The following is a 21,192-nucleotide window of genomic DNA, read 5'->3' as shown; positions in this document are numbered from 1 at the left end:
ATCTAAAAAAAGTATAAAAATAATATCACTCAAACTTCTAATAAAAAAACGACTAAAATGATGCATGAGAACCGTCCCCATGCATCATTTAAACATTAAACCGGTATCCGACGCCCCAAATGGTTTCGATATATTGCGGCTTGGATGGGTTCGGTTCGATTTTTTCGCGCAGTTTGCCGATAAACACGGTTACCGTGGCGTTATCACCCAGAGAATCCAGTCCCCATATTTTTTCGAACAGTTCGTCTTTGCTGAAAACCCTGTTCGGGTGCATCGCCAGAAACAAGAGCAGGTCATACTCTTTCAAGGTAAACGAGACTTCCTTTTCATTCAAAAATACCTTACGGGACAGCTTATCAATGCGAATCCCCCGGATACGGATTTCGTCTTTTTGTCTCATCAGGTTATCTGTCATCAATCGATCATATCTAGCAAGATGGGCTTTGACCCGTGCCACCAGCTCGCCGACACTGAATGGTTTGGTCATGTAATCGTCTGCGCCGAGTCCGAGACCGCGGATTTTATCGATTTCTTCCTTTTTGGCAGAAAGCATTAAGATAGGAATGTTTTTCTCCCGGCGGACTTGCCGGCAGATTTCAAATCCGTCCGTATTTGGAAGCATGAGATCGAGGATGATTAGGTCATACTCCTCTTCAAGTGCCTTTTTAAGACCGGCATCTCCGCTTGTGGCAATTTCCACGTCGAACCCGCTTGCCTCCAAATAATCTTTTTCTACTTCAACAATGACCTCGTCGTCCTCAATGATCAGAATTCGTTTCAATCGTCTTCACCCTCATTAGCGTAAAATAAATGCCGGTCCCTTCACCTAATTGGCTTTCCACCCAAACGGTTCCACCTTGTCCTTCTACGATTTGTTTGACAATCGCAAGACCAAGGCCGGACCCTCCCGTTTCTGTATTCCGGGACGGGTCTGCTCGGTAGAAACGGTCGAAAATATGCTGCTGCGCTTCACTGTCAATTCCCAGTCCGTTATCCCGAATATGAACCGTCGCTTTCTCCTCATCCGCAAACAATTCCACCAGGATTTCCATTTCTTGTTTATCCATATATTTCAGGCTGTTGCCGATAATATTCACCATCACCCTGCTCAACTTTTCACGGTCGGCCATTACAGGAACTGGATTATCATTGGAGGTGGAAAACGTAAGCTTGATGCCTTTCATTCGCGGGTCGATACGCAGCTCTTCGACATAATCCCGTAAGAACGAGCGAATATCCAACGGTTCCAAATGAAATGGCATCCGATTTAAATCCAGCTTGGAATACAGCATTAATTCATCTATCAAAACATCCATATCTTCGGCTTTTTTCGCAATCATCTTCATATATTTATCCTGTTTGGCGGCCGTATCCACAATACCATCTTGGATGCCCTGAACACATGCTTTTATCCCAGTAATCGGTGTCTTTAAGTCATGCGAAATATTAGAGATGAGTTCTTTGCGGTTCTCTTCGTATTGCAGCTGGAGATGTATGGATTCATGCAAGCGGGCACGCATTTCTTCAAACGCCGCCCCCAACTCCCCAATTTCGTCTTTTCGTTTTAACTTAACTTCATGATCCAAGTTTCCTTCCTTAAAGTGATTCGCAGCTTTTTTTAACATGTACAATGGTTGGATAAAGCTGCGGGAAACTAAATAGGTAAGGAATCCGTTCGTTAGCCCAATGACCAATAGCAGCGATAAAAAAAGCAACGGAAAAAACTTTCTAGCTTCGGCGAAAAACGATTTCAAATCGGAAACGAAATATACCGTCCCAGAAGTTCCATCACTGAATGCTATATCGTACTTTTCCACTGAAAAACGACTCTTTTCCCGGCGATTTTGGGTCCAGCTCGTTTTCATCTCTTGGATTGGCTGTTTAAGTTCAAGGTTTTCCACAAAAGGAGATGTGTATGATACCCGATTATTATTTAAGACCACGAGTCCCGTCTGCAAACGATTCAATTGTTCGTCTGTTTTTTTCAAAAAGTCACGGTCCATGAAACGCTCAGGTTCTGTTTGAGCCATAAATTTCACCCCGGCAATCAGGTCGCGGCGCTGAGCAGACTCCTCCCAAAAGGCCGGCATCCCCTTCCTTCCCCCTGTTCCCGCCATATCTGTGTAGAAGGCTGAGAACAGTGCTGTTGCAATCAAGGCAAACAAGACGATGGGAATAAAGGTCATCGCGATATAGGAAAGCAATAGTCTCTTCTTGATAGACATGGGCAAATCTCCTTAGAGCTGTTTTTTCTCAAACAAATCAAGCCGGCTTTAAACATTATGATAACAGGAGTAGGAACGTATTGATAAGTTTCACAAGTGTTTGAAAAACTTCCCCCAATTCTATACACCAGCGAATTCAGCTTGCCGAAGCTTTCTATAATTCATCCTACTCCATATGTCTAAAACACTTCTAAATCAATTCTAAAAAAAGTATAAAATTCAAAAAAAGGTACTTTAAATATCATTTGGTAAAGCTTTTTCTATATCTACATTCCAATTCTTCACAGAACATTTTTATCAATATTTTAGGTTTTGTTCAAAGTTTGATTAGAAACGGAATGTATTCTGAACATGTAACGAATTTACCTAAAGGAGACGATGTTTATGCATTGGGGCTATTTTCACCCATTTGGTTTTATCTTCTTTTTATTATTACTTGGATTGATTTTTGCCAATTTCAGATTATGGCGAGGTAAAAGAGGTTTCTGTTATCAAGACAGGCATCATCATGATCCCCTGCTTATTTTAGATAAGCGATTGGCCTCGGGAGAAATCACGATCGAAGAATACACAAAGCTGAAGGATTTCTTGAGCGGGAAACAGAAGTAAACGTTGGGATAGTTCATTAAATGGAGGCTACAGTTGTCTTTTTTTATAAAAGCTGACAAGCCCGACCACTACAAAAAACCTCAGTTCGGTTGTCTGGAACTGAGGTTTTTTGATTATTCACCAATAATGCTGGATCATTACCGGAAAAGAAACTAAACTGGACCTTGGAATGATGCAAAAGAACCGTCCCCATGCATCAACTTCAATTTATCTGTATACTTCATATTCAATACCATAAAATAATCTCAGGATAATAAATGGAAAAACTGGAGGTATTTTGTTGGGGATTTTTAAGCAGAAATCGGCAAATAAATTAACCGCAGCAGAAGTATCCGCTCTTTGGCTTCAGTATATGGGCGATAGTATGGCGATCTGTGTTTACAAATATTTTCTTAAAATTGTTGAAAATAATGAGATTAAACCCATCTTAGAATTCTCTTTACAGTTATCTGAGAGTCATATTGCGAAAATCACCGAATTCTTGAAAAGTGCAAATTTCCAAGTCCCAATCGGATTTACAGAGAATGACGTGAATGTTAATGCCCCACGTCTGTTCTCCGATCAATTTTTACTATTTTACTCCTATATTATGACCATTCATGGGTTAACAGCTTATAGCCTAGCGATTACAAATACAGAACGAGAAGACATTCAAAATTATTTTTTTAAATGTACGGAAGAATCTAAGGAATTGTTTCAAAAAATAGTGAAATTGGCTAAAAGTGATCCAAAATATTCAAGTGTCCCCTCCATCCCTTCGCCTCCTTGGGCGGAATTCATGGAAACACCGGGATTCATTTCAAATTTAATTGGAGAAAAACGGCCACTAAATAGCTCGGAAATCAGCACCCTTTTCTTTAATTCAACGAAAACTGGATTTATCAGTTCATTAAGTTTGGCTTTTAGTCAGGTAGCAGTGCATGAAGATGTTCGTAATTTTATGTTAAAAAACGTTAAATTAGCAGGGAAAGATGCTGAAAGCTTTGACACTATATTGCAAGAGGATCATTTGCCAATACCTGAGAAATGGGATGCAGAGATTACCGATTCTACTGTAAGTCCATTTTCTGACAAATTGATTATGTTTCACGCAGGCTTTTTAGTAAATGCAGCCCTTACTTATTATGGTGCATCATTAGGTTCCAGCTTTAGATCGGATATAATCGTAAACTATACTAAAGTATTTACCCACGCTTTGGAGGCTGGTGCAATTTCATACAATATTATGGTTAAACATGGATGGTTAGAAAAACAACCTGAAGCGATTGACAGGGATCATCTGATGCAAGATTCGTGATCTGAGGCCGCCAAATGTACGTTAAAACGCTTTTTTCATTATAAAAAATTAACGGAATTTCCTTTTCTCTAACTAAGCTGACCCCTGTTTTCTTTCGCAGCTGTCTTTACATCTGCTACATATATCAGGGTGTATTGGGGAAATTGATATTAGAGAATTTTTGTCTAAATTTACTGGAGGTTAGATTATGGAGATTGGAAATCAGGTGAGACTTACCTCAGCAGAGATTACATCTTTATGGGCTTCATATATCAATGACACCGCTATTTCATGCAAGTTCAAGTATTTTTTATCCATAGTAGAGGATGAAGAGATTAAACCAATCCTTAAAAGGGCCTTTGATATTGCCCAAGGAAATCTTAAAACTCTAACTGAAATTTTCAATAAAGAAAAGTATCCGATCCCCTATGGTTTTAAACTCGATGAAGATGTAAATATATCTGCTCCTAGATTGTATTCAGATTCATATGTGTTACATTACCTCCATCAATCGTCTCAAATCGCTCTTCAAGGTTATAGCATGAATCTGACCTTATCTGTCAGGGGAGATGTTTATAGTCATTTTAATGAGTGTATTTCACAATTAACAACATTTCTAAGAGAGGTAAAAGAACTCTTATTATCAAAAGGTCTTTATATTCGGTCTCCCTATTTACCAATACCAGATGAAATTGATTTTGTTAAAAGGAAAAGTTTTTTAAAGGGTTTTTTTGGAGAAAAGAGACCTTTAATAGGTACAGAAGTTACAAACCTCTTTGCCAACTTTCAAAGAAATGCTTTTGGGGTGGCAACCTTGCTGGGATTTAGTCAGGTCGCTCAGTCAAAAGAGGTTGCCGAGTATTTGGTTAGGGGAAAGGACATTGCTAAAAAACACTGTGAACTATTTGGTTCCATTCTAACTGAGGGTGACCTCCCTACGCCTATGTCGTGGGGTACCGAAGTAACTGATTCAACCGCATCTACCTTTTCTGATAAACTGATGATGTTTTATACTACGACACTAATCGCCCTTAGCATTGGATTTTATGGAACAAGTATGGCAATGAGCCCTAGGAAGGATTTAGGCCTGCACTATGTCAGGCTTTCTGCAGAAATAGCAAAGTATGCAGAAGAAGGAGCAAACATTATGATCAAAAACGGTTGGTTAGAACAACCCCCTATGGCTGCTGATAGGGATGAGTTATCAAAAAAATGAGGCATGGGGACGGTTCTTCTGCCTCATTCTGCCTGCTGGCCCTTGGACCTTGTTGGGTGCATGAAAAGGCTGAAATTGATGCATAAGAGCCATCCGCTTGTTTCTTGAGAGAATTGCCGGATTATCCGAGAGTATTTCTGCCCTAACCGAGAGTATTTCAGAGCCTTGAAATTATGTTCTTATTGCTTCTCACCCTAAATCTCCGCTCAATTCACTGACCTTGATTCTCCAAATCATATGATCATTTCCTGTTCCCCAATAGTCCTTTAACAAATAAGTAGGTTCTCCGAATTTCTTTATCCAGATCTTTTGTGCACGAGTATATCCGCTATCTAAACAAAAAACTTCTATGCCCTTCTTCTTCATTGTAATATACATGGCATTCAACAACAAATTCCCTACCCCCATTCTCTGGAAGTCAGGGTGTACAAAAACTGTACCCACCTCAATTAGCCCTTTGAAAGCGTTGTTTGTACAATTACAGATAAGATCACTTGCAGGACCAAATTCTATTGAACCAATAATTTTATCTCCATCTAAAGCAATCAAGAAATATCGATGATCACCATTGCTTTCAAAATCACTTGCTAAATATTTTTCCTTCGCTTCGATTTCATCCTTAATATCTTTCTGCCTATCTGCTAATCCTTCTTTCATGAACGTATCAGTAATCACGGTTTTAAAAAATAAGTGTAACTCTTTTGTGTCCTCAAGGTTTGGCCTTCTTATCTCCACTTTAAGCACCCCAAAACTCTTCCTTATTCCTAGTTCACTTCTCCAACATACTTCTGTTATCCTTCTCAAGCATCTTGTATAACAACAAAAAAACATCCAACATTGTTCATTTGGATGCCTTTTGTCTTCAACCCGCGGCGAACACCCATAGGATCTTCGAAGTAGAGGCTAAAAATGATGCACAAGAACCGTCCCCATGCATCAAAAGAAGTCAAAAAATGCTGATTTGATTGGCGGGATTTTCTTCTCAAAAAGTTCAATCTCATTCTTGGAGCCTTTTAAGTAGCCCATTTCATAAAGTTCCATTGGCCTTTTGTAGCCAAATAGGATGGCTGATAGGGCATTGATGTTCAGTTGAATTCCTTTTTTAGGGGGATGAACACATTGGCCGCCTGTTTTTTCTTTAAACACCTTTATTTCTCCGATTCCGAGTAAATAGCTGCCATTATTCCACGGTGCGTGTGAATCTTCGAGATGCAAGAAAAGGGACTCATTTTCATGCAGGAACGGAAATCTCTTTAAGCATTCCTCAGCATCCACGACCCTTGCCATAAAATAAGGAACTATCTCCTGCTTCACATTGGGCTGCAACAGGAAATATGAGAAAGGATCCTGGCTGGCAAGTTCCATCGTCACGGTATTAACCATGGAATCATGCTGGCAGATAAAATTCCATAGCCCGATTCTCGCTTCATGGTCAATCACAACGAACTCCTGAACCTCCATCTTATGTTCCTTCACCTCGTACAGCATATAACCTAAAGCCTCGTTTTTGGAACGGTAATAGACAGCAAGCTGGGAATGATCATCATACACGCTCCGCTTCCACCAATCGGTCTCACGCTTCAGCATCCCTGTATACTGACTGCAAAACTGCTGATAAATCCTTTCTATCTCCTCATTATGGGTATCTTTTGAATATCTTTTTATAAAACCCTGCTGTGGTTCGAGGAACTTAAGGTTGATTTTTTCAATCGTCACCCTTTTCTTATCACTTAATATCTCCCACCCATATTTTCGATAAAAACCGATATCAAACGGGTGTAAAAGAGATACGATCTGATTATCATCATACATCTGTTTTAAGGATTCGATCATGAGTGATTTGACGTAACCGGTTCTTCGGTATTCTGGGTAGATGGCCACTCCGGCAATGCCGCCCATTTTCCATACAGCATCCTTCATATAAATGCTTAGCGGGATAATATGTAGTTTGGCAGCAAGGGTGTTCTCATCCCATATTCCTAAAACTTTGTGGTTTTTCAATGCTTCTTCTCGAGCAGGTATGCTTTCCACCGGAACCTTGTATTGGAATGCGTATTCTGATAGTTTCATAGATTCTAGGTATTCAGCTTCGGTCACTTCTCTTACTAACATTTGGCCAACCCCTTTTTGTTCATTGCATGTATTGCTTAGAAAAATGACTCCTTTCATAATTTTACCAAAAGTTAGCAAACCTTGCACAGAATACCTTGACCGTTCACCTGGCAGATTCTTTTCAAAATATCAATTGGTTATTTGATAAAAGTCCTGACCCATCTCTCATCATCAATAAGCAAAATCGAATGCATCATAACCCCCCACTGTAAAACCTTTCTAAATACTTATTTAAAGTTGAATTTTGATGGAGTCTCATCTTTTTCCTTCTTTTTGAGCCTCTATATTAAAATAGTATCCTACACACAACAAAAATTTCTATTTTAATAAGGATAATATTTCCCGAAAATTCAACCAATGATTTTATATATAAAACGAAATATTGACTGAGTTTTCACAAACATGAAGAAAAGCACTAAACCTTTTAGAGTATTTAGTGCTTTTCAATTTCTATTTTTATGGTTTTCCTATTTTTACGATAAGTTGATTGTTCTCATAGGTTGGGTTAGTTGATAGGTGTCAATCTAAAGTAACCTATGTTTACATCATATAAACTGTTGCCGCTTCCTGAAGGATTATTCGTTTGATTATAACCAGTTACCAAGAATCTAAAGGTATGATTCCCAGCCCCTGTAATTGTCACCGTTCCTGCCTTAATGGAATCATAGACAGTCGCTGATCCTGAAACCGACTCATCAATGGGATTAAGGGTTGGCTGTGTTTCGCCATCAACATATAATGTCATAGTGCCTCTAGCCGCTTTTTTCTTCGAGGTAACCTCAACTGAATAGGTACCTTCTGGAATATTTTTCAGTTCATATTCCAAATAAGAACCTGGAGCGGTAGCACCTGTTATTTGTTGGAATATACCAAATCCCATTAATGGGTTACTATCTGTAGATGTACTAGCTTTGCCGGAAACAGCAAAAGTTTTCAAACCGACAAATTGAAGATTTGGCGAATTACTGCCTTCTCCTTGAATAGTGGTTTGGATAACAATTTTATATTCGGTCGTTTTGGAATGGTCCTCAGATGTTACCAACAATAAATCTCCAGATTTCAAGACACCAGATTTTTTATTATGGCTGCTGTCTGTAAACTCATAAATTTGTTGTGAACCATTGTCAGCAGCTGTAATTTCATTTTTAAGATCCGTATCAGTTGTTCCAACTATTGCTGTAATGGTACGATTTGTTAAATCAATCGCCGATTGACCAGTATCAACATTAACAAGATGTTCATGATCACTGGCTTCCTTAATTTCTGTTGAAGACTTATCACCTGAAGCAGGTGCTGGTGCAGGATATACTACGCGATTCACTTGTGAGTTTGTAATGTTAACCGCCGGACTGACATCAGGAATTGCTACTTCCATTCCTTCTCCAGTCTTATACTTGACGTTTGTAAATTCGAAATTATTCGTCTTCATTACAGCGATAGAAGCAGCGCTAGGGTCACTCCCCTTTTCTAAAGACGCGTTATGAATAGAAACTTTATCCGACTCATCAACATAAACCGCATACCTGTCATCATTATTCTGGAACTCGGTCGTCAGATTATTGACAACCACATTCGTTGCATATTTTACAAGCAGACCATAAACAGGTGAGCCATTGTTAAAATATCCGCCCGGATCGTAGTTATTGCCTAACTCATATTTTGGGACAATGGAGGTATTACTGTATGGCTGGCCGCCTTTCTGAATAAATTTAATATTATTCAGTGTGATATCCCGTACTGAAGATGCATTTTTATATCCCACTACAACTGCCGGACCCATATTATTTATATGTGTCCCGACTAGTCCGAAATAGTCTTGACCAATATGTGTCACATTATTTACCCGAACGTTTTTGATGCTGCCGATTGGACGCGTGGATGCTTTCCCTGAGTCGCCTCCGTTTCGATTTCTTCCGGTTAGATTGATCGAAATCGGAATACTTGTATTTGTAAAAATAGCACCATCTAAAGTGACATTTGATATGGTAGCACCATCGTTTTCATTTATGTTAAATCCTGCTTTATAAACACCATAACCATGTAAATTTGTAACATGGATATCTGATGTGTCTGCTGCTGTTTCTGAACCGATCTTGAAAAGATTACATTCTGTACGGCCAACAATATTATCGACAAGAAAATCTGAGCTTGCTCTTCTAAAACCTAACGAAAAGTCTGAGCCCAATTTTACAATATCGTCTGTTTGTACAGCAGTATAGATGTTTTTAACTGTTACATGATTATCTGACATTAAGTCAAATAAATCCCTTTGTCTTTGGCCATAGCTTAGCGCACTTTCAATCCCATTCTTATTCTTCGCAGTTCCATTCAGGTAATAAATATCGTGAAGATTCATATGATCAACACCTGTTGCAAGAAGGACAAAATGCCCGCCCCGTCTAAAATGAAGGGCATCAGGAATCCCTTTCGGATCTGAGTTTAGATTAGGATTATAGTTCGCATATGGTATGACCGGATTATTCGTATCCCCTTCGTCATAATACTTTCCTGTCTGCGGGTTAATAGTAGGTCCATCATTTGTAATATCATCCGGCAAATTATTAGTCGGATTTTCGATATGTCCACCCAATTCAAAATTGGTTGATAGTTTTAAAGATATTAATTTATCACCAAGATCGAAGGATTCGTTAAAATTGTTAACCGTATTTTGGTTCACATCAATAATTGGTGTATCGCCCTTATTCGCATCCTGGGCTGTAATCGCACCATTACCATCGATGACACCTGAGCCCAAAATCTTAAAGTTATCAATTCTTAATCCGACAAACAACGCATCATTGAAGAAAGAATGTCCGATGTCTTGTGCATTATTATTTCCTCCATATGGGCCAGATTTGGAATTATCCGGTGTATATGGAATATAAGGGCTGGCTAGATAATACGGCTCCGGCGTATCGATTCCATGTAATTTTGCGAGAATGGTAGCATCTGAATCCAGATATAGGTACACATTGCTTCGTAGATGTATGGTGCCGGTTAAATAATCGCCTTTACTAAAGAGAACCATGCCTCCGCCCGTAGCTGCAGCATCATCTATACTTTTTTGAATGGCTTTCGTATCATCTGTTAAACCATCCCCAGCTGCATGTCCATACGTTTTTACATCAAACTTTCCTGTATAAAATTTGGCAATATTTGAATCACCAGCGTTCGTTCCGCCTGTCACAACTAACTTAAACTGATACAGTTTATTTGACGGCAAATTGCTGATATGTGCACTTGTAGAAGATGCTGTAATAGGTTTATCGAGAACAGCATCCGTCCAATTAATGCCGTCGGTTGTTTGTTTAATCGCTACACCTTTTGCTCCTGCAGGTGCAGTCCAGTTAAGAGAAAGGCTATTGTAGGTTTCGCCCGTTTCTTTATAAGTGAGACTCGTATCAATTACCCTGTGGAAATCGGTAACGGTCTTGACGGAATGAAACGGTGCATTTTTTAAGACCACTCGATTCCTTCCATTAGGTGTATAGGAGGCACTAAATTCATAGTCTCCGAAAGAAGGAACCACTTTATTTTTCAGGAAAAGCTGAATATCCACACCGTTGTTTGGCAAAAGATCCAGTCCTGTAAAGGTGATGGTTTGCCCGCCATTGCTAATGACCGCTGTTGGAGCGCTTTTACTCGCACCTACCACATCGGTGCCATTCTTTTTGATGGTTTCAAAACCGGCAGTATCATTTAATTTGATGCGGTCCTGTCCAATAATACTTACTTCATCATCCCCATTTGCGGATATTCCTTTTGGCAGGTTAATGGTAACAGACGTATTTCTTATTCCGTCTGTATTTGCATCATTTGGCCTTTTATCCTCGGGATTAATGGAAAAATCAACTTCCAAATCGCGCGTAGTTCCTTCCGTCATCGTATCATTAAGCACTGCAAAAGGGCCATCACCCTGAATCACACGCTGAACATTGACTTCACAGGCTGCTGTTTTGTTTTGATCAACAGAAGTTACCGTGATGACTGCCTTCCCCTCACCTACAGCTTCAATTAGACCATTCTTCACCTTAACAATCGATTCATCACTGGAAGACCATGTTAAATCTTTATTTGTCGCAAATGACGGAGTTACAGCAGCTGTCAGCTGCTTTGTATCACCGACATTAAGTGTTACCTTTTCAGCGTCCAATGTAACTTTTTCAACAGGGATGGTTGAACCATCGACATAGATTACATAATTGACGCTGCTGCCATTATAATCGGTAATTTCAAGGATGCTGCCATTCGTTAAAAGATCTGTCCCTATAAGAGCTTTGCCTTGATCCGTAAATGCAATACCTTTTACATTTCCGGTGATTGAAATATTCGATAAGGCCTTGTTTACAGTTGTGGAGGACGGAACTTTAATGGCCTTTGTCTCTCGGTCAATCGGATAAGAAGTAGTTAGCTTATAACCGTAGACCTCAATCTCGCGAATCCCCGGCTGTGTTTTTGTAGGTGCGGAACTTCCGTCCATCTTCGTCATGACGACCTTAATATAACGAGCGGTCACCGGAGCTGCTGAAGAAAATTGATCGACATACAAACCGGACTTATCGGTATTGGAATCTTTATCCACGATCAGTGTTCCGCCGTCTTTTAAGTCTAACTCCGAGCTTTCATCCTTCCAATCCTTACCATTCAATTCGTTTCCGGCATATATTTTGTATCCAAAGGACTTTCCGTTTTCAACAAAATAATTTTTAATCGCGGAAAGATTGTACACATCACCTAAATCGGTGATCACCCACGAAGGAAAGCTGTAATTGCTGCTTGCATCTCTAAATGGTGCCCATACGCCAGTTGCGGTATTATTATCGGTTATTCCATCAGTGACAAAAGAGCCGTATTGGCTGCCGCCTTTTACACTGCTTGCACTGACAGGTTTTAATAAAGCGATGTTACGGATAAAGAGATTATAGACCCGCTTATTTTTTCCATCTTCAGATGTAACAACTAACTTCATATCAGGTGCAATTGGTGTATCTTTACTTACAAGAGTTACACCATCTTTTTGATAAAGTTTTACAGTGGATCCAAATGGAAGATTAATATTTTTTAGATATTCAGCTAAGGTGGCAGCTTCTCCTGGTGCTTCAATTTTAGAATCTGGCATAGGACTATGTGGTTTTCCTTTAGAATCAAATGGAGATGATTCTAAAACCAAATATTTTTCGGATGTAACTCTTGTATCGTTGCCAAGAATGCCGTTCCATTTTGCTTTATCCGAAACGGTTTTGCCGTTTTTAGTACCTTCTACACGGATTGTATGCTCACCTAATCCGATATCAACATTTGACCAGGTAAATACCGTATCATTTTGCGAATCTTTAAGTGATGACCTCTTAACCGTACCTTTCTTAACTCCATCTACATACAGAGTAACTTCATCGCAGTTACTGTATGCCTTTACTACAGGAATACTGTGCGGTCTATTTTCAAATCCTTCTGAAGTTAATTTTATCATTGGCTTATCGGTCCAAACGGATTGGTAAAAATAATAAGCGTCTTTCTTCGTTTGACGATCTCGGGTTACCATACCCTTATCGTTAATCCCAATCTGGCCTCCTTCGTCTTTTTTATAAGAAGCGAAGTCAAAAATATTCCAAATGAACTTACCCCAAATTTCCGGTCGCTTTTTCATCTGTGCCCAATCGCCTTCATGTACCAATGACTGATATTCCATCGGATGCCAACCGCTTGTTGACGGCAATACGTCAGTGTTTGTCGGGTTATCCATATGCTGGAACGCATTAGCGCCTGCCCCGTATTCACTGACACCAAGCGGTGAAGTAGAAACCGCATTTCTGCCATTGTAATACGAAGTAAACTCGTTAATATCAGATACATACCAACCACTGTAATGGTTAATGGCCTTTAGATCTGTTGGGACTTGATAATATAAATCGTTACTTCCTTGGTCCGTCGCAAGGGTTGTCAGTCTGGTCGGATCCAATTGATGGGCAAGATTGCTCAGCGTCGTCATTAAAATTCCGCCTAAATAATTGCCCGCACTATCCGTATCATAATTTGGCATCTCATTACTCATACCCCAGAACATAATCGAAGGGTGGTTGTAATGCTGGAGGACCATTTCCGTTAATTGCTGTTTAATATTTTCTTCAAAGGCGGGATCAATATTTTTCTTGTCCGCAGTCTCCGTAAATTGTTTTACGAGAGGAATTTCGGTCCAGACAGCATAACCTAATTCATCGGTTGTATCATATTCCCACGCAGCATGTGGATAATGAACCATCCTTACGGCATTAACCCCCATGTTTTTCATGATGCCAGTATAATCAGACTTTCGGTCTTGTTCAGTGCTTGCCCAACCGATTCCATTCACATAGTCTTGATGGTAACCTACTCCATGCAAGTCAAGATATTTTCCGTTTAAGAAAAATCCATCATTTTTGTCAACACGATAGTAACGGAATCCCAAATTTTGTGTGACAAAATCTAATTTTGTCTTCCCTTTATCATCTGTAACCTGAACATCGACATGGTACAAATAAGGGTCCGCTAATCCATTCCAAAGGTGAGGATTTTTCACAGTTGTATTTTTATCAAATTGATAACTTCCGTTCGCAGGGACGTTAGCAGAATCTTCAATTGTATTAACGATGTTTCCGTTTGCGTCTTTAAGCATTGCTGTTACTTTAATAGGCTTATCTGCATTCGAGTTATTTACAATTTTTGTTTTTACATTAAGGCTTGCACTGTCTTGTGAAACATTCGTGGCAGTCAAATATACACCGGGAGAAGCATGGTCCATTGTATCGATATGAATCGGATTGGTTGCAATAATCGATACATCCCTATACAAACCGCCTTGCAGCGAGAAATCAAAACTTCCGGAATCAAGAGGAGCTATAGCCGGATCATTTGCGTTATTGACCTTAACAGAAATGACAGTTGGAACATCAAAAGTAATCAAAGATGTAATATCAAATCGAAATGCTCCAAATCCTCCAAGATGCTCACCAGCATGAACACCATTTACATACACATCGGCTCTAGTTGAAGCCGCTCCAAATTCAAGATAAATCTGCTTGCCTGAATAAGTTGCGCTGTCAAAGTCAATCGTTTTGCGGTACCAGCCGATGCCGCGCTTATAATTGGCAGATGCAGCATCGTCAGCATTCCATGTATGCGGCAGGTTAATATTCTGCCAAGCAGAATCATCAAATGATCCAGCTTCTGCACCAGCAACATTTCCATAATTAAACTTCCAGCTGCTGTCTATATTTGTAACAGTTCGGCCTGCACCCAGTGCTGACAGATACCCCACTAAATCTCTCAATATTTTTGCCTGTTCTGCAGTTAACATCTTCCCTTCCTGGGCACTTACTTCATTAACAAATGCTCCAAGCGTGCCTTCTTTTGCATTCGTATCGCCCTTGGCATCTGCAGCTTTAGCGGCCTGCAGTTTAGAGGTTAACGAATTGGCCACTCCTTTATTGCTGATAAATTGCTCCGTTAACTTCATAAGACCATCATAGGTGACAGTAACGGTAAAGTTTGTAGAACCGTTTCCGATATTGCCTTCCTTATCTACAGCCACAGCGGAAAACTTGTTATAGCCAATTTTAAAAGTATAAGCATTTCCAACAATATCTTTGCACGTATTAGATACCAGTTCCGCACCAGATTTAACGTCACATTTAATGTTCACTTTTCTGTCCACTGTATAAGTTTCAGCATTTCCTGTATAAGTGATTCTCGGTGGTGCCATACTTTGCGATAATCCTTGCGTTCCTGACGTTTGGGCGAATGCACCGGAAGCCAGGGTTGATGAAAATAAGACAAACGCAAGCATTATGGAAATAACCCTTTTAAACTTGTAAAACATGAAATCATTCCTCCTCTCATACCGATAAAAAAGGTGAGAAGACACAACAAGAATACACTCTTAAATGGTCGCTTTGTCTTGTTGGTCTTTTTTGTTATTTATTTGTTTGTGTTTGTTTATCAAGTAGATTTTTCCTATAATCCTTCAGCTGTTGAACTTTTGGTGCTTAATTCCCCTTTTACTGAATTGGAAATATTGTTCTTCCATGCATTAGTGCCTTCTACCGATGCTATCCGACTGCTGATTGTTTGACCGTCAATAGATTGACAGTCGATAAAAAACAGCACCGGAGCAAGCATGGTTCGGACAAAAAAGCGCTTTCATTTTTTTCACTCCTCCCTCATATATTTTTAAATTTCCGTGAAAAGCCTTACTCACCCTCCCTCTAGTTGCTATGCAAACTAGCAGCCCATTTTGTTTTCATTCAAACCGCAATAGTTAAACGCTTATAGAATGAATTCATAAAAATTCTAGCACATTTGTAAATTTGTAGTTATCTATTGATTTTAGAATATTTTGCAAATTCTTTAGTTTTTTTACACTTAATTGTGAAATGAATAGAGGTCCCGCAATGGAAATTTCATTAATCCGACACGGTAGATCCTTGTGGACTGAAAATAATCCAATTACTTGTAAAGAATTTTAAAAATGGGTGGAACAGTATGATTGCAGTGCCTTAAGCATTCCTCGGTATTCACGACTCTTGCCATAAAATAAGGGCACCGTGACAATGGAACTTCCAAAGAATGATCGTCATAAATTTGCTGCTTCCCCACCAATTGGTATCGCGCTTCAGCATCCCTGTATATTGACTGCAAACTACCATTAAACCCTTTCTATCTCTTCCGTTATGGGAGTCTTTTGAGCATCGTCTTATAAAACCTTGCTGTGGTTCGAGGAACTTAAGGTTGATTTTTTCAATCGTCATTTTTTTCTTATCACTTAAATCTCCCACCCATATTTCCGATAAAAGCCAATATCAAATGGGTGCAAAAGGGATACTATCTGAACATTGTCCCGCATCTGTTTTAAGGATTCGAGAATAAATGATTTCACATAACCGGTTCGTCTATATTCGGGATAGGTGGCGGCTCCGGCTATACCGCCCATATTCCATTCTGCATCCTTTATGTATATGCTTAGCGGGATAATATGAAGTTTGGCTGCTTCTGCCAATCAGGATATGTATTATAGGCCTACTTTCCCCCTTTAATTCGACAAATTTCCAGGGAAATGCCCTTAACCAAACGTTTGTATAAAACCGGCTAATTCACAGGTCCTCTCCTTGTACTTAAGGAAAAATTTGCCGAAGGATGTATTAAGCACAGTATGTATTATTAGAGCCCAAATATTATTACCATAGAGGAAGTTAGAAAAGTAGTCCTAGCGGCATACTGCTTTAGTATAAAAAAAACGTTCCAGTTTGGGATAGAGAATATTTTATATCTAAGAAAAATAACTAATGGTAAAATTATCAAAAAAAGGGGAGGAAGAGAATGTCTGAAAAAAATCAAACAAACAATAGTTCAGTAATTTCTATAACTGCCGGTATTTTATCATTATTTATTCCTTTTATTGGTTTAATCTTAGGTATTATTGGAATAGTATTTTCAAGAATAGCTATAAAACAGATTAAAAAAACAAATGAAAATGGTAGAGGATTGGCAACCGCAGGTTTAATTTGTAGTATTGTTGGAGTCATTCTGCAACTTTTAATGATTCTGGGGTATGTTGCCTTTTTCTCAGTATCTAGTTATATAACCAACTAAAGAATGATGCGTGGGGACGGTTCTCATGTCCCATTCTGCTGTGCAAGTCCTGATTCTAGGATTGATACATGGGCTGAAAACGACTGAAAATGATGCACAAGAACCGTCCCCATGCATCACAAATTAGGCGCATTTCTTCTTAGTAGAAATGCGCCTAATATTAGGTGAAGCAGGAGAATGATCTCCACACTTCTTAGTATTTATAAGATTGTCCGCCATCAATTGGAATGACGGTTGCGTTGATGAAGTTGGCTTGATCTGATAATAAGAATGCCACCAAATAACCTACTTCTTCTGGTTTACCGAAACGTTTCATTGGGTTTGGCTGAACAAATTGTTTTCCTACCTCTTCCCAGTTATCTGGATCCATTTGTTTTAATGAACCTTCGACCATCGGTGTCATGATAGCGCCTGGTGCAATGGCTTTAATGCTGATTCCGTATTGACCATATTCAATACCAGAGTTTCTTGTTAAGCCTACCACGCCATGTTTACTAGCTGCATAACCAGATTGATTTCCTACTCCTCGAATACCGCCAACAGAAGCAGTATTAACAATGGAGCCAAAGCCTTGTTCTCTCATGACTTTCAATACGTGTTTCATACCATAAAACACACCATTTAAATTGACGCCAACTACTTTTTGGAATTCCTCAATGCCAAAATCCTCTGTAAGGTTTTGTTTTCCTTCGATTCCTGCGTTGTTGAAGAAACCATCGATTTTACCAAATTTCTTAACTGTTTCATTTACATAGTTTTCAACGGCTTGTTCATCTGCCACGTTCGCAGTGATCAGCAACACTTCTGCGTTTGGTGCAACTTCTAACACTTTGCCTTTTGTTTCTTCTAATGAAGCAGCATTTAAATCAACAAGTGAAAGTTTTGCTCCTTCTTTTGCAACTTGCAGGGCAGAGGCTTGACCTAAACCAGAACCTGCACCTGTAATTAAGACTACTTTCCCATCAAAACGATTACTCATTAGTAATTCCTCCCTTTAAGTCTAAAGCATATTTTTAAAAATTATTTTTAATTAAAATATCTCACATTAAGGATATATGCGCCTTTGAAAGGGGATCTTTTCTACATAATCCCCTTGATTTATTATTGCGCTGTATACCCGCCGTCAACAGTCAAACTATTACCAGTCATGAATGAAGAATCATCAGAAGCCATGAATAACACTGCTTTTGCCATTTCTTCTGCTTTCCCCAGACGTTTCATCGGTGTGACAGCAGCTAAAGCCTGCTTGCTTTCTTCAGGGATAATTGGTGTATCAATAAAACCTGGGCATAATGAATTAATACGAATATTTTGTTCAGCATATTCAAGTGCAAGGGAACGAGTTAAGTTAATCACGCCGCCTTTTGCCGCGTTATAGGCTGCTGAACCTGGTGACCCAACCCAACCGTACATAGATGCTGTATTCACAATCGTACCACCGCCTGTTTTTAGCATTTCACGGATGGATTCACGTGCTACCAAGAAGACGCCATCTAAGTCAACATTTACAGTGTTGCGCCATTCTGAGTATTCTAATTCATGTGAAGGATGAACACGGCCAATACCGGCATTGTTGAAGACCACATCCACTTTGCCGAATGTTTCAACGGTTTGTTTAAAGATATTTGCGACTTCTTCTTCACTCGTAATATTGGCTTTTATAAAAAGAGCCTCCGCATTAAGCGTTTTCAATTCTGCTTCAAAAGCTTTACCTTTTTCCTCATTTAAATCAACAAGAACCACTTTGGCTCCTTCTGAAACGAATAAACGTGCTGTTGCTGCCCCAATACCAGATGCTCCACCGGTAATCACAGCGACTTTGCCTTGTAATTTACCCATACTAAATCCTCCTCGTATTAAGAATTCTTTAGCACATTATTGAGAAAAATAATAGATATATCTATTATCTGTGCTTTTTTGTTCACAATTAAATTGTACTATTTTGTTCACATTATACAATCATTAAGATATCATTAAGTGTCTACTAGCTAGACACTTATGCTAAATCTGTCTATATTGAGGGAGTTTTTTTCATGAATAATGAACAAAATACAACATCTCAACGGCAAAATCGGACAAAAGCACATTTAAAGCACGCATTAATTGAACTCATAAAAGAAAAGGGGTACCATTCCGTTACAGTAAAAGACATTGTCGATCATGCCGCCTATAATCGCAGCACCTTTTATATCCATTACATAGATAAAGTGGAATTGGCTGAGGATTTACTTGTTTCCATGCTTGAGGGATTGGAGGATTCCGTAGGCAAAGCATATGTAACTGGACAAAAGGTTCAGACAGCCAAGCTAAATGCCCCATCTTTTAATATCGTTTCTTATATCTACAAAAATCAGAATTTTTTCACATTGATCAATTACGATGACACGTTACCAGGATTGCATACACGGTTCCCTCAAACAATCATAAAAATCTATAAGGAACAATTTATTTTCGAAACCATCAACAATATCCCAGTGAATATGGATTATTTTAAACGTTACACAGCCTACGGCTTTTACGGGCTCCTCCAAAATTGGATCGAAAATGGCTTCAAAGAACCGCCAGAACATTTTATCCAAGAAGCCATTGAACTAACGAAAACTCATATTTACTCATTTCAATATATTGGACATAACAAATAAATGATGCATGGGGACGGTTCTCATGCATCATTTTGCGATTGCCGGTTTCAGGTTCCATCATTGTGTTTATCAGCTAACTTCAATTGAAATGTTATACAAGGACCGTTCGAGACCATTAGAATTATAATGAAATGAATAGGAGTCCCCGCAATGGAAATTTCATTAATCAGACACGGCAGATCTTTATGGACTGAAAATAATCCAATGACATGTAAGGAATTTAAAAAATGGGTGGAACAGTATGAGGGCAGTGGGGTATATTCGGAAAACTCCTATCCATCTGAAACTCTAAGATTGATGTCTGCTGCAAATATTGTCATTACAAGCGACTTAAAAAGGTCTATCGAGTCTGCAAGTTATTTAAACTCAAACATAAAAACTATCTCCGACCCGTTGTTCCGCGAAACAGAACTTCCTTCTCTTTCAAATAATTTTGGGGGCTTAAAACTCAAACCAAATTTTTGGGCGGTTTTTTTTAGATGTCTTTGGTTCAGTGGCTATTCCATTGAGTGCGAATCTCTTAGTGATGCAAAAAACAGAGCGAAGGCAGCATCTGAACGTTTAATAGAATTTGCGAAAGAAAAGGACGTTGTAGCGCTAGTCGGACACGGATTTTTTAATATGTTGATAGCAAAAGAACTTTTAAAATCAGGTTGGATAGGTAAAGCAAAAACAAGTTCTAAGCACTGGCATTCAACCACTTATTCATTTAATATATAATTGGCAATCTGATTACCGTCACTGCCGTCAATCGTTATGGTGCAGTGTTCTGATTATTTTTCATGTTTTTATATGGACACTTTATGGGGGATAAAATGCTTCAAATACTGAAGAATTCAAGTCATTTGATTATTGTCATACACGAAATCTATGGCATTAATCAACATATGGAGAACTTTTGTGAATTATTATCAAAACAGGATTTTGATGTAATCTGCCCGAACCTCTTAGAGCGGCAACAACCTTTTACTTATTCTGAAGAGGAGATTGCCTACCATCATTTTATGAACAATGTAGGGTTTTCCGAAGCTGTACACAAAATAAAGAATCTATTGTTAGAGGTTAAAAATAATTACGAAAAAATATATTTGATTGGATTCAGCGTTGGCGCAACTGTTGCTTGGCTGTGCAGTGAGGAAGATAGTCTGGATGGGGTCGTTGCCTATTATGGTTCGAGAATTCGAAATTACCTACAGATTGTCCCTCAATGCCCTGTGGTTTTATTCTTTCCAGAAGAGGAACAATCCTTTAATGTCGATCAGTTAATTTCAATTCTTGATAAAAAAAATATCGAAATACATAAATTTAATGGACAGCACGGATTTAGCGACCCTTACTCTGCTAAATTTAATAAAAAATCGTTTCAAAATGCCCTCAACGAAATGTTAACCTTTTTAAAGAAACATCAATGATAAAATGGGTGAATCAATCCTTAATATATAACAAGTTTCCATCTGTAGTCACACGAAAAAATTGCCAGAGAACGTC

The 21,192-nt window shown here is 38.9% G+C and carries 16 protein-coding genes; 7 read left to right on the top strand and 9 right to left on the bottom strand.

The features are described 5' to 3' along the window. Positions 1-88 precede the first annotated feature (88 nt). Positions 89-781 carry a response regulator transcription factor gene (locus tag QNN06_RS05285; protein ID WP_213118469.1) on the bottom strand — a complete coding sequence of 231 codons (693 nt, stop codon included), beginning with the start codon at positions 779-781 and terminating at the stop codon, positions 89-91. Further along, entirely contained in the window at positions 759-2,225 is a 1,467-nt protein-coding gene (locus tag QNN06_RS05280) for a sensor histidine kinase (protein ID WP_284037173.1), read from the bottom strand. The genes QNN06_RS05285 and QNN06_RS05280 overlap by 23 nt, the downstream gene beginning before the upstream one ends. Before the next feature lie 384 nt (positions 2,226-2,609). Between QNN06_RS05280 and QNN06_RS05275 the strand changes: the two genes are divergently transcribed. From QNN06_RS05275 to QNN06_RS05265, 3 genes are all read left to right on the top strand, one after another. Beyond that, positions 2,610-2,834, top strand: a complete 225-nt coding sequence (locus QNN06_RS05275; protein WP_213118471.1) for an SHOCT domain-containing protein — start codon at positions 2,610-2,612, stop codon at positions 2,832-2,834. 280 nt (positions 2,835-3,114) lie between these two features. Then, positions 3,115-4,131: a DUF3231 family protein gene (locus QNN06_RS05270; RefSeq protein ID WP_284037172.1), complete on the top strand. Its 1,017-nt coding sequence runs from the start codon at positions 3,115-3,117 to the stop codon at positions 4,129-4,131. A 187-nt stretch (positions 4,132-4,318) separates the two neighbouring features. Continuing rightward, complete coding sequence (locus QNN06_RS05265; protein WP_213118473.1) at positions 4,319-5,326, top strand: DUF3231 family protein; 1,008 nt, start codon at positions 4,319-4,321, stop codon at positions 5,324-5,326. 189 nt (positions 5,327-5,515) lie between these two features. Here the strand turns inward: QNN06_RS05265 and QNN06_RS05260 are convergent, their stop codons facing one another. From QNN06_RS05260 to QNN06_RS31355, 5 genes are all read right to left on the bottom strand, one after another. After that, entirely contained in the window at positions 5,516-6,070 is a 555-nt protein-coding gene (locus QNN06_RS05260) for a GNAT family N-acetyltransferase (protein WP_213118474.1), read from the bottom strand. A gap of 192 nt (positions 6,071-6,262) precedes the next feature. After that, positions 6,263-7,438: a GNAT family N-acetyltransferase gene (locus QNN06_RS05255; RefSeq protein ID WP_284037171.1), complete on the bottom strand. Its 1,176-nt coding sequence runs from the start codon at positions 7,436-7,438 to the stop codon at positions 6,263-6,265. Between the two features lie 505 nt (positions 7,439-7,943). After that, complete coding sequence (locus tag QNN06_RS05250) at positions 7,944-15,293, bottom strand: glycoside hydrolase family 2 TIM barrel-domain containing protein (protein ID WP_284037170.1); 7,350 nt, start codon at positions 15,291-15,293, stop codon at positions 7,944-7,946. A 694-nt stretch (positions 15,294-15,987) separates the two neighbouring features. Next, entirely contained in the window at positions 15,988-16,221 is a 234-nt protein-coding gene (locus QNN06_RS05245) for a hypothetical protein (protein ID WP_213118477.1), read from the bottom strand. A 14-nt stretch (positions 16,222-16,235) separates the two neighbouring features. Further along, a complete protein-coding gene (locus QNN06_RS31355) occupies positions 16,236-16,469 on the bottom strand; it encodes a GNAT family N-acetyltransferase (protein WP_213118478.1) in 234 nt (77 codons plus the stop codon). Between the two features lie 320 nt (positions 16,470-16,789). Between QNN06_RS31355 and QNN06_RS05240 the strand changes: the two genes are divergently transcribed. Further along, entirely contained in the window at positions 16,790-17,062 is a 273-nt protein-coding gene (locus tag QNN06_RS05240) for a DUF4190 domain-containing protein (protein WP_213118479.1), read from the top strand. Positions 17,063-17,255: 193 nt separating this feature from the next. Here QNN06_RS05240 and QNN06_RS05235 read toward each other — a convergent pair whose 3' ends face one another. Together QNN06_RS05235 and QNN06_RS05230 are read right to left on the bottom strand one after the other, a co-directional pair. Next, positions 17,256-18,041: an SDR family oxidoreductase gene (locus QNN06_RS05235; RefSeq protein ID WP_213118481.1), complete on the bottom strand. Its 786-nt coding sequence runs from the start codon at positions 18,039-18,041 to the stop codon at positions 17,256-17,258. A 122-nt stretch (positions 18,042-18,163) separates the two neighbouring features. After that, positions 18,164-18,901 carry an SDR family NAD(P)-dependent oxidoreductase gene (locus QNN06_RS05230; RefSeq protein WP_213118482.1) on the bottom strand — a complete coding sequence of 246 codons (738 nt, stop codon included), beginning with the start codon at positions 18,899-18,901 and terminating at the stop codon, positions 18,164-18,166. Positions 18,902-19,095: 194 nt separating this feature from the next. Here QNN06_RS05230 and QNN06_RS05225 point away from each other — a divergent pair, with 194 nt between their 5' ends. The 3 genes from QNN06_RS05225 (at position 19,096) to QNN06_RS05215 (ending at position 21,116) form a co-directional block, all read left to right on the top strand. Continuing rightward, a complete protein-coding gene (locus QNN06_RS05225) occupies positions 19,096-19,704 on the top strand; it encodes a TetR/AcrR family transcriptional regulator (RefSeq protein ID WP_213118483.1) in 609 nt (202 codons plus the stop codon). Between the two features lie 150 nt (positions 19,705-19,854). Further along, positions 19,855-20,424, top strand: a complete 570-nt coding sequence (locus QNN06_RS05220; RefSeq protein ID WP_284037169.1) for a histidine phosphatase family protein — start codon at positions 19,855-19,857, stop codon at positions 20,422-20,424. A 95-nt stretch (positions 20,425-20,519) separates the two neighbouring features. Continuing rightward, positions 20,520-21,116 (top strand): dienelactone hydrolase family protein, encoded by a 597-nt coding sequence (locus QNN06_RS05215; RefSeq protein ID WP_284037168.1) that lies wholly within the window; start codon positions 20,520-20,522, stop codon positions 21,114-21,116. The last annotated feature ends 76 nt before the right edge of the window (positions 21,117-21,192 follow it).

It is taken from the genome of Neobacillus sp. 114 (assembly GCF_030127045.1).
GTDB classification, from domain to species: Bacteria; Bacillota; Bacilli; order Bacillales; family Cytobacillaceae; genus Neobacillus; species Neobacillus rhizophilus.
The sequence above is the reverse complement of the archived record's forward strand: the minus strand, read 5'-3'. Positions and strand labels throughout refer to the sequence as shown.